The sequence below is a fragment of the Gehongia tenuis genome (assembly GCF_014384795.1).
GTDB lineage: Bacteria > Bacillota > Clostridia > Christensenellales > NSJ-53 > Gehongia > Gehongia tenuis.
The window spans coordinates 1-1,004 of the sequence record NZ_JACRSR010000013.1; the positions used below are offsets into that span (position 1 = coordinate 1).

A 1,004-nucleotide genomic window follows, 5' to 3' on the forward strand; every position below is an offset into this window, starting at 1 on the left:
TACGGGATCAAACTGGATGAAATCTTGTGCCGGAGATTAGGGGTACCGGCATAAATGGGGGAAGGGAGAACAAGCGTGGGGGAACAAAGGCAAGCGATCAACTACATGCTGGAGATCAATCGCTTCTACGACTGGCTGGAGACCCATGAGCTCTCGGCGCCGGCTATTACGTTGTGGCATGGGCTGATCTATACCGCCAATAAGGCGCGCTGGGTGGTGGAATTTGCCGCTTCCATGGCGATCCTGGAGGCGAGGACAGGACTGGAACAGCGGGCCATCAGGAAGGCCCGTGAGGAGCTGCAAAGAGCTGGTCTTATCTCCTACGAGGCGGGGAACGGAACCAGGGCCACAAGCTATAGGGTGCGCTATCTCCAACTGGAGGATACAAACGATGCACCGAATCGCGAGGATGAAGCCCAGGACGCCACCCCAAACAGCGCCGAATCGGACACAGAATCGCGGCAAAATTGCGGCCAAATTGTACCCCCCTACAAATCGGATGCAGATTTGCAGCAGATTTGCAGCGAATCTGCCGCGGATTTGTACCCCCATAATAAACTAAACGAAACGAAACAAGAAGATATATATATACTACGCGTGCGCGAGGCGGTGACCTGCATCGAGAAAGAGCTGAGGCAGACAGCTAACGGCATAGCCATGGAGAGCATCGAGACCTTCCTGCGGGAGGGCGTGGACATAGAGCTCATCAAGTGGGCGATAAGCGAAGCAGCGAAACGGGATAAACGGTCCTGGGGCTATGTGGAGCGCATCCTCCAGAACAAGCTCTCCAGCGGCGTCAGGACCCTTGAGGATATGGGCGAGAGCGTGAGGGACGGACCTATGCCCAAGGGGCCGCCAAGAGTCTATCCCTACAAACCGCTGCCAGTGCCATAGGAGGGCGAGAGCATGAGCAAATGGGCGAACATAGAGGCCGAACAGGCGGTCATCGGGGGGCTGCTCAGCCACGAGAGCGGACACAGCCTGATCCCCAAAATAAGGCCGGA

General features: G+C 56.6%; 1 protein-coding gene. It reads left to right on the forward strand.

Translation table 11 applies throughout. The features are described 5' to 3' along the window. Positions 1 to 75 precede the first annotated feature (75 nt). Complete coding sequence (locus H8696_RS11420) at positions 76 to 894, forward strand: DnaD domain-containing protein (protein WP_249317536.1); 819 nt, start codon at positions 76 to 78, stop codon at positions 892 to 894. The last annotated feature ends 110 nt before the right edge of the window (positions 895 to 1,004 follow it).